Origin of the sequence: Microbacterium sp. UBA3394, from assembly GCF_002358725.1 — a bacterium.
GTDB classification, from domain to species: domain Bacteria; phylum Actinomycetota; class Actinomycetes; order Actinomycetales; family Microbacteriaceae; genus Microbacterium; species Microbacterium luteum.
The window spans coordinates 303-9,963 of record NZ_DEPK01000080.1; the positions used below are offsets into that span (position 1 = coordinate 303).

7 protein-coding genes, 3 tRNA genes and 1 pseudogene are annotated in these 9,661 nt (G+C 70.1%); 10 read left to right on the forward strand and 1 reads right to left on the reverse strand.

Annotated features, from left to right (window positions below):
• The 5 genes from B4E30_RS04525 to B4E30_RS04545 form a co-directional block, all read left to right on the forward strand.
• Positions 1-1,209 (forward strand): bile acid:sodium symporter (locus tag B4E30_RS04525; protein ID WP_286793680.1); only part of this gene is annotated, 1,209 nt, incomplete at its 5' end.
• Positions 1,210-1,277: 68 nt separating this feature from the next.
• Positions 1,278-1,766: an FBP domain-containing protein gene (locus tag B4E30_RS04530; protein ID WP_194384702.1), complete on the forward strand. Its 489-nt coding sequence runs from the start codon at positions 1,278-1,280 to the stop codon at positions 1,764-1,766.
• A complete protein-coding gene (locus tag B4E30_RS04535; protein WP_194384703.1) occupies positions 1,763-2,674 on the forward strand; it encodes a carbohydrate kinase family protein in 912 nt (303 codons plus the stop codon). Before B4E30_RS04530 ends, B4E30_RS04535 begins: the two co-directional genes overlap by 4 nt.
• Positions 2,675-2,785: 111 nt before the next feature.
• Positions 2,786-2,867, forward strand: a tRNA-Tyr gene (locus B4E30_RS04540).
• A gap of 139 nt (positions 2,868-3,006) precedes the next feature.
• The gene (locus tag B4E30_RS04545; RefSeq protein WP_286793681.1) at positions 3,007-4,236 is read left to right on the forward strand and encodes a hypothetical protein; all 1,230 of its coding nucleotides are present in this window, start codon (positions 3,007-3,009) and stop codon (positions 4,234-4,236) included.
• 22 nt (positions 4,237-4,258) lie between these two features.
• On the opposite strand, the pseudogene B4E30_RS04550 reads toward B4E30_RS04545, so the two are convergent.
• Positions 4,259-5,851, reverse strand: a pseudogene (locus B4E30_RS04550) (phytoene desaturase family protein).
• 37 nt (positions 5,852-5,888) lie between these two features.
• Here B4E30_RS04550 and B4E30_RS04555 point away from each other — a divergent pair.
• The 5 genes from B4E30_RS04555 to B4E30_RS04575 all read left to right on the forward strand — a co-directional run.
• A complete protein-coding gene (locus tag B4E30_RS04555) occupies positions 5,889-6,683 on the forward strand; it encodes an inositol monophosphatase family protein (RefSeq protein ID WP_071043812.1) in 795 nt (264 codons plus the stop codon).
• Positions 6,684-7,009: 326 nt separating this feature from the next.
• Positions 7,010-8,122: a M23 family metallopeptidase gene (locus tag B4E30_RS04560; RefSeq protein WP_286793682.1), complete on the forward strand. Its 1,113-nt coding sequence runs from the start codon at positions 7,010-7,012 to the stop codon at positions 8,120-8,122.
• A 63-nt stretch (positions 8,123-8,185) separates the two neighbouring features.
• Positions 8,186-8,257, forward strand: a tRNA-Thr gene (locus tag B4E30_RS04565).
• A 32-nt stretch (positions 8,258-8,289) separates the two neighbouring features.
• A tRNA-Met gene (locus B4E30_RS04570) sits at positions 8,290-8,363 on the forward strand.
• Positions 8,364-8,539: 176 nt separating this feature from the next.
• On the forward strand, positions 8,540-9,661 hold a 1,122-nt coding region (locus tag B4E30_RS04575; RefSeq protein WP_286793683.1), incomplete at its 3' end, for a serine/threonine-protein kinase.

Genomic DNA, 9,661 nt, shown 5'->3' on the forward strand with positions numbered 1-9,661 from the left:
CAGCCCAAGGCCGTGCTCGTCGCCCTCGGGTGTCAGCTGCTGCTCCTCCCGGTCTTGTGCTTCGGTCTGGTGATTCTCTTCCAGCTCCCTCCGATCCTCGCGGTCGGGATGATGATGCTCGCCGCCTCGCCGGGTGGCACGACCGCGAACCTCTACTCACACCTGTTCCGCGGCGACATCGCCCTGAACATCTCGCTCACCGCCCTGAACTCCGTCATCGCCGTCGTGACCCTCCCGCTGATCACGAACTTCGCGATCTGGTACTTCGATNNGGGCGGCATCCGACACACTGAACGGATGGGATCAGCGTTGACCACCATAGGACTTCCTGTCGCGCTCGGGATCATCATGTTCGGCCTCGGGCTGAGCCTCACGCCGCGCGACTTCAGCCGTGTCGCAACGCAGCCCAAGGCCGTGCTCGTCGCCCTCGGGTGTCAGCTGCTGCTCCTCCCGGTGCTGTGCTTCGGCCTGGTGATCCTGTTCCAGCTCCCGTCGATCCTCGCGGTCGGGATGATGATGCTCGCCGCCTCGCCGGGTGGCACGACAGCAAACCTCTACTCACACCTGTTCCGCGGCGACATCGCCCTGAACATCTCACTCACCGCCCTGAACTCGGTCATCGCCGTCGTGACCCTCCCGCTGATCACGAACTTCGCGATCTGGTACTTCGATCCGTTCGACGATCAGCTCGGCCTGCAGTGGGCCAAGACCCTCGAGGTGTTCGCGATCGTGCTGCTTCCCGTCATCGGCGGCATGATCGTGCGCCGACTCTGGCCGCGGTTCGCCCACGGGATGGACCGGCCCGTGCGGGTGATCTCGGTGTTCGTCCTGGTCGTCGTGATCACCGGGGCCGTCGCGGCGAACTGGGCGCTGCTGGTCGAGAACGCCGGGCGCCTCGCGCTCATCACCATCGTGTTCTGTGCGCTCAGTCTGTCGGTCGGATACCTCGTTCCGCGACTGGTGCGAGTCGGACGCCCGCAGGCGATCGCGTCGTCGTTCGAGATCGGCATCCACAACGCCACCCTCGCGATCGTCATCGCCCAGACGGTGCTGGGGTCGGTCGAGCTGAGCCTTCCCGCCGCGGTCTACGGCGTGCTGATGTTCTTCATCGCGTTCGGCTTCGGATTCCTCATCCGGGGCAGGCAGGATGCTCCCGACACCGGCGGGACAGAAGCGGCCGCGGCCTCCACAAGCGGGGAGCGGGCATGACGGGCGGATGCCTCCCGGAGCCGTCGGCGGAGTCCTTAGACTGGCCGCACACCGGACGAGGAGGCTGCATGCGCCCGTTGACCGAGAACGACGTCCGCGAGTCGTTCGTGAACGCCGCACCCGAGGAGATCACGCGGGTGAAGCTGCCCGCCGACTTCGTGCTGACGGAGTGGGACCACACCGACTTCTTCGCATGGCGCGATCCGCAGACCCGCGGCCGGGGCTACATGATCGCCGAGGTCGGCGGGGAACCGACCGGTGTGGTGCTGCGGGCGAGCTCGGGCTCGTCCCACGCCCGCCCGGCGATGTGCAACCTGTGCCACACGATGCAGCCCGGCGACCAGGTCGCCCTGTTCACGGCGCGCAAAGCGGGGGATGCCGGTGACAACGGCGACAGCATCGGCACGTACATCTGCGCCGACCTGTCGTGTCACGAGAACGTTCGGCTTGCCGCGCCGCTGGCTCCGAACGAGATGCGGGCGAGTGTCGACCGCCGTATCGATGGCACCCGCCAGCGCGCCGAAGCGCTCGTGAACCGCGTGGCGGAGGCCGCATGACCGGCTCGGTGGTCGTCATCGGCGACGCGCTCATCGACGAGATCCGCGACGAGCGCGGAGTGCGGGAGTTCGTCGGGGGAGCGGCGCTGAACGTGGCGGTCGGGCTCACTCGGCTGGGCGTTCCCACGACGCTCATCGCGATGGTCGGCGACGACGAATCCGGCGATCACATCCGCTCCTACCTCCACGACTACGACGTCGAGCTCCTCGCCTCTCCTGCGCCGCGCGGTTCGTCGCGCGCTGTCAGCACGCGGGGTCCCGGTGGCGAGCCGGTGTACGAGTTCAACGAGGCGGCGCAGAACCGCAGCATCCGGTTCGGCGAGGCCGAACGCGCTGCGATCTCGACGGCCGCGGTCGTGGCCGTCAGCTGCTTCCCGTTCGATGTCCCCGCCGAGGCCGAGGCGCTCGCCGACGCTCTCGAGACATCCGTCGTCGCCCTCGATCCGAATCCGCGCGAGGGGATGATGCACGACCGCGCCGAATTCGTGCGCGGGTTCGAGGCGCTCGCCGCGTCGGCCGACCTCGTGAAGGTGGGCGACGACGACGCGACGCTGCTGTACCGGCAGGGGCTCGACACCGTCGTGGAGCGACTGCGCGCGGCCGGAGCCACCGCGGTGCTCGCCACGCGAGGGCGCGACGGCGCGACGATCGTCGCCGGCACGGAGTCCATCACACAGCCGATCTCCACCATGCCCGGGCCGATCGTCGACACGATGGGGGCGGGCGACGCGTCATTCGCGGTGACGATCGCCGCCCTCGCCGACGCCGAGGGCGCGGTCGTGCCCGATTGGCGGGAGATCCTCGTCGACGCGATGGATGCGGCGGCTGCCACGTGCCGCTTCGAGGGGGCGCTACTGCGCCTGCCGTCGGTGTTCGATGACACCGATATCGACCGCATCGGCACGTGATGCCGCGGGGCATCGGGGACCGCCTGCGTCGATTTCTGCGGGCGCGTATCCGGGGGTAAGATTGTTGATCGCGCCTCTGGTCGACTGGAAAAGCCGGACAGGTGCGCACTTGGCGAGTTACCCAAGCGGCCAAAGGGATCTGACTGTAAATCAGCCGTCTTCGACTTCGGGGGTTCGAATCCCTCACTCGCCACTCATGTGAAAGGCCCCGCGATGCGCGGGGCCTTTCGTCGTTCCCGGTTCATCCACAGCCCGCCGCCTGACCCTCGCCCGGGTCGATGACCCCGTGCGAGGATGGTCGATGCGGAGCACCCGCGGAGAAAGGTTCGACCATGACTGCGCCCTATCCACCCGAAGCCCCGGCCGACGAGACCTCGAGCTCGAAGCTGATCCGTGCCGCGATCTGGGTCGCGATCGGCGCGCTCATCGCGGCCGCGTTCGTGTGCGTGGTGTGGGTGTTCGTCGGCTCCGACAACGGCATCATCGGTCGGGCCTTCCTCACGATCCTGCTGTTGGCGGGCTTCGCCGGTGCCGCCCTGCTGGATGCGCATCTCGCGCCACGTCGACCGGCGTGGTTCGCGCTGGCGAGCATGGGCGTCTGGATCGTCATCCTGCTGCTTGGGGCGACCATGATCTGGATGCCGGAGCGCTCCTTCTACAGCGGCTTCGGCCGTTTCGTGCAGTTCCTGCTCATCGTGCTGGTGCTGCAGCTCGCGCTGCTGCACGTGCGCCTGTTCACCAAGGCGCTGCAGCGCAACCGCACGACCTTCACTCTCGTGGTCTACGCCGTGACGGTGAGCCTCGTGGCCATCCTCGCCGTCATGCTCGTGCTGCCGCTCGCCTTCCACGAGTACATCCGATTCGCCTCGCTCTACTGGCGCTTCGTCGTCGCCATCACGATCCTCGCCGCCGTCGGCACCGCGCTGCTGCCGCTCGTGAACGCCCTGTTCGCACCCCGCCCGCCGCGTGCCCGGCCGGCGCCGGTGGCCTGGCCGACCTACGTCGACGGTCGCACTCCGCTGCCGGTTCTCGTCGACGGAAGCCCCGACTGGAACGCCTACTACACCGGCTACCCCACTCAGCCCTACGCGCAGCCCGGCGCCGCACAGCAGCCGACGCCCGCGTATCAGCCCGAGCCGACGTACCCGCCCCCGGCGGCCGCCGCTCCGACACCAGGCGTCGCCGAGCCACCGGCGTACGCCCCGCAGACCGCCGCACCCGAGCCTTCCGCGCAGCGGCCGCCGGAGACCGCTCCGCCGGTGCCGCCGGCGCCCGCCGATGACCCCGCGCCGGCTCAGCCGGCGGGGGAGCCCGGCGGAGGCGAACCGCAGCCGACATCGGCCGCCGGTCACGCCGCGCGCCAGCAGCCGCCCTCGCCCATGCCCTGGGGGCCCGCTCCGGCCACGGAGTCGTTCCCCGCCGGTCCCCAGCGCTCCGGTGCCCAGGAGGATGCCCGCGACGCAGACACCCCGCCGGCCGCGCCCGGCTACGAGGGCTACCCGCCGCCCCCGCCGCTGCCGCCGCGCACCCGACCGTTCGACTCACGCGACCTCGACGCGTGACGCCCGTCGGGATCCGCGAGCGTCACGCTCCGAGGATCTCCCGGACCGCCATCGCCGCGTTGTGGCCGCCGAGACCGCTGACCGCGCCGCCTCGTCGCGCGCCGGAGCCGCAGAGCAGGATCCGGTCGTGCGCGGTGGCGACACCCCACCGTCGTGCGGAAGTGTCGAGCGTCTCGCCGGGTTCCGCCCACGGCCATGACAGCGGGCCGTGGAAGATGTCCCCGGCGACCATGCCGAGGGACGCTTCGAGGTCGGCTGTCGTGCGCGCTTCGATGCAGGGGTCTCCGTCCGCATCCTCGTAGAGGCAGCCGGCCAGCGGCTCGCCCAGTACCGCGTCGAGGGACCGTTCGGCCGCGGAGAGCAGTTCGCTCCGATACGCGTCCGGGTCGCGGCCCGCCGCCAGCCGGTGCGGCACGTGCAGCCCGAAGAGGGTGAGCGTCTGCGCGCCCGTCGCCCGCAACGGGGCACCGAGGATCGACGGGTCGGACAGCGAGTGGCAGTAGATCTCGGCCGGAAGCAGATCCGGCACGCGACCGGCCTGCGCGGCGGCTGCCGCCGAGTCCAACTGCGAGAGCGTCTCGTTCACGTGGAACGTGCCCGCGAACGCCGCCTCGGGCGCGACGTGTGCATCCCGCAACCGCGGCAGCCGACGCAGCAGCATGTTCACCTTCAGCTGCGCGCCCTCGACCGTTGCGCTCGAATCGGCGGCATCCTCCCCGCCCGCGCGCAGCAGGTCGGCGAGCACGGCGGGTCCCACGCCGCTGAGCACGATCCGACCGTTCAGCACGCGGGGCTCGTCGCCGCCCACGTGCACCTCGCCGTCGGGCGATATCGCCGTCACGGGCGCCGCCGTGAGAATCTGCGCGCCCGCGGCGCGGGCGGCCCGTTCGAGTTCGCTCGTCACCCGTCCCATCCCGCCGACCGGCACATCCCAGTCGCCGGTTCCGCCGCCGATGACGTGGTACAGGAAGCACCGGTTCTGCCGGAGAGACGGATCATCGGCGGCGGCGAACGTGCCGATCAGGCCGTCGGTGAGCACCATGCCTCGAGCGATATCCGACGTGACGGATGCGCGTACGAGGCCGCCGAGCGGCTGCTCCACCAGCGCCTCCCACAGGCCGTCGTCGCCCCATCGAGCCCTCATCTCCGGTGCGGACGGGAGGGGAGAGGTCATCGACGGGAAGGTCGCCGCGGCGGCGGCGCCGAGGCGGTCGGACAGGTCGGCGAAGCGTCGCGCTTCGTGCGGGTCCCCGGTGACGCGCGCGAAGGAGTCCGCTGTGGCCTGCGCATCCGCCGTGTCGATCAGGACACCGCGATCGGGATGGAGCGGATCGGGCGTGTACGAGGAGTATCGCCGGCGCGTCAACCGCACCCGCAGCCCGAGGTCGTCGATCACGTGGCGGGGCAGGAGGCTCACCAGGTAGGAGTACCGCGACAGGCGTGCGTCGACTCCGGCCCATGGCCGTTCCGACACCGCGGCGCCGCCGACGTGGCCGAGGCGTTCGAGGACCGCGACCGAGCGACCGTCTCAGGCGAGGTAGGCGGCGGCGACGAGCGCGTTGTGGCCCCCGCCCACGATGACGACGTCATGGGTGTGCGCGGCGACGGCGACCATGCCTTCACCGTAACCACCCGGCGTATAGCGTGGAAGCATGACGCTTGCCGCCGAACTCGAGGCCATCGCGATCGCCGTCGCTCGAGAGGGCGGCGACCTCGCCCGTCGTCGTCGCAGCGAGGGGGTGGCGATCGCCGCGACGAAGTCGGCCCTGGCCGACATCGTCACCGAGGCCGACCGCGAGGTCGAGACGCTCATCCGTGACCGGATCGCCGTCGCACGCCCCGATGACGGCTTTCTCGGCGAGGAGGGCGGCACGCACGCCGGCACGTCGGGCATCACGTGGGTCGTCGACCCGATCGACGGCACGGTCAACTACGCGTTCGGCATCCCGGCATACGCGACCAGCGTCGCGGCTGTGACCGGAACGCCGACGCCGGGGGAGTGGGAGGTGCTCGCCGGTGTCGTCTACAGCCCCGCCCAGGGAGAGCTGTTCCACGCCGCCGCCGGTCACGGAGCGTGGCTCGACGGACGTCAGCTGAGCGTCAACGCCGCACCCGGCCCCGCCGGAGCGCTGCTGGCCACGGGTTTCGGCTACGACGCCGCCACTCACGCGGCCGACCTCGCGCTCGTCGGCCGCGTGATGCCCCTCGCCCGCGACATCCGCCGCATCGGCGCCGCCGCGCTCGACATCGCGTACGTCGCCGCCGGCCGGGTCGACGGTTTCTTCGAACGCGGACTCAAGCCCTGGGACCACGCCGCCGCCGATCTGCTCGTCACCGAGTCGGGCGGTGAGATCGCGTGGATCGACGATCAGGAGCGCCCGCTGACGGTGGCCGCCGGTCCTGCGCTGATCGAGCAGCTGGTCGCCGTCGCGTCGCGCCCGGCCTGAAACACAAACGTCACATATGGATTCGCCGAACCGCATGTCCACGGATGGAGTTCTCAGGGTCGCGCGGGTAGGGTGTTTACCCGATCGTTACTTTTCACCGTTCGGTCGGTGAGAAGGGTCTATTCCCCCGAAAGACCGTCGCTTCCCCCGCGACTCGACCCGAGAGCCCCACCCGCTTGCTTCCCGATTCCCCCCTGGCTGAGCCCGCGCCCACCCGACGCTCCAGCCGTGCTCACCGCGCGCCTGCCCCGGCGTCGTCGGCGGAGTTTCCGGCCGTCGAGCACGCGGTCCCACGTCACGGCTCAGCGTCCTCGGCCGACATCCCGATGATTCCCGCGTCTCCCCAGCCCGCGGCGCCGACATCGCGCCGCGCTGCGCGAGCGGCCCGCGCCGTCACCGGTGTGATCCCGGTCGATGAGTCCGCCCCCGAGACGGCGACGATGGATGCCGCCAAGGCGCCCGAGCCCTCGGTCATCGTCACCGAGGTGACCGGTGTGGACCGGTCGGCGTCCGACGTCCCGACGGACGAGAGGGACAGCGACGCTCCGGTCATCGACGACTTCGACACCGCCGCGCGGCGGCTCAACTTCACCGGCGAGACGCCCGTGCAGCGAACGGTCGCGGCCGAGGACCCAGCCGACGGTGAGGCGCCTGCAGCGGATCTCGGCGCATCGGCGGCCGCTCCCCGGGTGTCCCGCCGGGTGTCGGGTGCCTCCTTCAAGCGCCTGGCGACCGCGTCGTTCTCGATCGGCGTCATGAGTGTCGTGACGCTTCTGGCCGTCGGTACCACCACGCCGGCCGAAGCGCTCGCCGCCGCCACGGGGGAGAGCGTCGCGGGCACGGTCATCGCTCCCGGAGCGACCGACCTGACGGCCGAGGAGGCCGACGAGATCCAGGCGTACGTCGCGCCGGAAGGTGTGCAGAACCTCCAGATTCAGCGCAGCGAGAGCTACGGCACCGAGACCTATGCCGAGCTCGCCGCCGAATCGGGCATCACCCAGACCTCCGACCTGTTCTACAACGACCCGAACGCCGAGATTCAGTGGCCGTTCGCCGTCGGAGTCCCGATGAGCTCCGGATTCGGCATGCGCTGGGGTGCCCTTCACGAGGGAATCGACTTCGTTCCCGGTTTGGGGTCGCCCATCCAGGCTGTCGCTGACGGCGTCGTGCGGGTGGCGACCGAGTCGGGCGGTGCGTACGGGGTGCACGTCATCATCGATCACGTCATCGACGGCGAACTCGTCTCGACCCATTACGCGCACATGCAGTACGGGTCGCTCCAGGTCGAGGTCGGTCAGGAGGTCGAGGTCGGCACGACCATCGGTCTGGTCGGCAACACCGGCCGCTCCACGGGGCCGCACCTTCACTTCGAGGTGCTCATGGGAGGCGAGACGGCCATCGATCCGCTGCCGTGGCTCCGCGAGCACGCCGGGGGCTGATCCGATTTCAAGGGGATGCGGCGACCTGATATCCTCTTTGAGTTGCCCGCTTGCGGGTGGCACGCCCCGATAGCTCAGTGGCAGAGCACTTCCATGGTAAGGAAGGGGTCGTCAGTTCAATCCTGACTCGGGGCTCGCAGCATCCACACAGACCGCGGATGCGTCGCGGCAGGGTAGCTCAGTTGGTGAGAGCGCACGACTCATAATCGTGAGGTCGCGGGTTCAAGCCCCGCTCCTGCTACCGATTCAAACCCCCGGAATTCCGGGGGTTTTGTCGTGTGGGCATGAGCCCCGGCCCTTCGCGAAATCGCGGGGTGGGTCTGGCAATCAGCATTCCGCGCAAGAGTCAAGGGCCCCTGATCGCGTCGGCGTTCTCGGTAGCTTCGCGATATCGCACCCGACGCGGATGGAACCTGCATGCCCCCTTCACTTCCCTTCACCACCGGTGAGCTCATCGGTGGTCGCTACCGGGCGATGGGGGTGCTCGGAAGCGGCGGCATGGCGGACGTCATTCGCGCCGAAGACACGCAACTCGGCCGGACGGTGGCGATCAAACGCTTGCGCGATCAGGATGCCGCAGCGGCGGATCGTGCCCGGAGCGAGATGGCACTGCTGGCATCGTTGAATCATCCCGGGCTCGTGACGTTGTTCGACGCGCGCATCGCGGAGGACGGCCAGACCTATCTCGTGATGGAATTCGTCGACGGCGTGACGCTCGCCGAAAGACTCGATGGTGGCCCGTTGCCCAGCGATGAAGTGGGCGCTATCGCCCTCGACCTGACGGAAGCTCTCGCCGCGGTGCACGCTGCGGGCATCGTCCATCGCGACGTGAAGCCGGCGAACATCCTGCTGGCGGCTGAGCGTCGTGCGGCGGAACGCCACCGGGCACGACTCGCCGACTTCGGAATCGCTCACCTGGCCGGGACCGAGCGATTCACCGAGCCCGGCCTCGTCGTCGGCACGGCGGCCTTCCTTGCTCCCGAGCAGGTGCGCGGAGAGAGCCCGGCGCCTGCGGCAGACGTGTACGCGCTCGGGCTGGTGCTCCTGCAGGCGCTCACCGGGCAGCGCGCGTTTCCCCAGGCCACGGGTGTGGAATCCGTCGTCGTCCGGCTCACGAACCAACCGCTCATCCCACCGTCCGTGGGGCCGGAATGGGCGCCACTCCTTGCTCGCATGACGGCGATCGATCCGACCGCGCGTCCGACCGCGGTCGAGGTGGCGGCTCACGTGCGCGATTTCGCGCACCCGCACGGCGACCTCGCGCCGTCGCCCCAGCGTGCCGCTGCTGCATGGGACACGCCGACGGTGGGGGACATCGACACCGTCGCGGCACCGGCACCGGCACCGGCACCGGCGACGCGCACGCTCGTGGACGAAGCCGTGGCCGCGTCTGCGGTCCCTCACGGCAGTGCCGGCGCCCACGTCGCCGGTGCTCGACGCCGGACCACCCGCCATCGCCCCGGATCACGTGGATGGGCCCTGGCGGCATCGGCGACAATGGCGCTGACGCTCGGCTGTTCCGTGTGGTTGGCGTCATGG

Coding starts and splice junctions, on each gene's coding strand:
- B4E30_RS04530 (WP_194384702.1), top strand. CDS start 1,278: ATGCGCCCGTTGACCGAGAACGACGTCCGCGAGTCGTTCGTGAACGCC.
- B4E30_RS04535 (WP_194384703.1), top strand. CDS start 1,763: ATGACCGGCTCGGTGGTCGTCATCGGCGACGCGCTCATCGACGAGATC.
- B4E30_RS04545 (WP_286793681.1), top strand. CDS start 3,007: ATGACTGCGCCCTATCCACCCGAAGCCCCGGCCGACGAGACCTCGAGC.
- B4E30_RS04555 (WP_071043812.1), top strand. CDS start 5,889: ATGACGCTTGCCGCCGAACTCGAGGCCATCGCGATCGCCGTCGCTCGA.
- B4E30_RS04560 (WP_286793682.1), top strand. CDS start 7,010: ATGATTCCCGCGTCTCCCCAGCCCGCGGCGCCGACATCGCGCCGCGCT.